Source organism: Cyanobacteriota bacterium (genome assembly GCA_025054735.1).
Taxonomy (GTDB): domain Bacteria; phylum Cyanobacteriota; class Cyanobacteriia; order SKYG9; family SKYG9; genus SKYG9.
This window is the reverse complement of record JANWZG010000695.1, coordinates 258-784: the sequence shown is the minus strand read 5'-3', so window position 1 is coordinate 784 and position 527 is coordinate 258. Positions and strand designations below refer to the sequence as shown.

Here is a 527-nt window from a genome sequence, read left to right as displayed (position 1 = left end):
TTAAACATGAACGTTTCCGCCATCCCTAGACCTCATCTTCTGCATATACATAGCGCCACAATTCATCCGGCGATGGCTCGGGGCTTTGTTCGGCAAAAGCCACCGCATCTTCCACAATTTGTTTGACCTTCTGCTGAATTGCCTGCAAATCTTGGCTCGTTGCCAAATCCTGTTCCACTAAAAAACTGCCTAGGCGCTTAATCGGGTCACGACTCAGCCAAAATTCTTTTTCTTCTTTAGTGCGCAATTCATCAGGGTCTGCCAGTGAATGACCCCGGAAACGGTAAGTGAGGGCTTCGATTAAAGTAGGACCTTCCCCTGCCCGCGCCCGCGCCACTGCTGCTCGCGCCACTTCTCTCACTGCCAGCACATCCATCCCGTCCACTTCCACCCCCACCATGTTGAACACGCTCGCTTTGCGGTAAATCTGCGGGTCAGATGTTGCCCGTTCATGGGCCATGCCGATCGCCCACTGGTTGTTTTCCACAAAATTAATTTTGGTATAGTTTCTTTTTGGTTAATTTTTT

At 50.1% G+C, this 527-nt stretch carries 1 pseudogene; it reads right to left on the bottom strand.

What is annotated here, in order from left to right:
• Window positions 1-25 precede the first annotated feature (25 nt).
• Window positions 26-490: pseudogene (locus tag NZ772_19435) on the bottom strand (thiamine pyrophosphate-dependent enzyme).
• Window positions 491-527 lie beyond the last annotated feature (37 nt).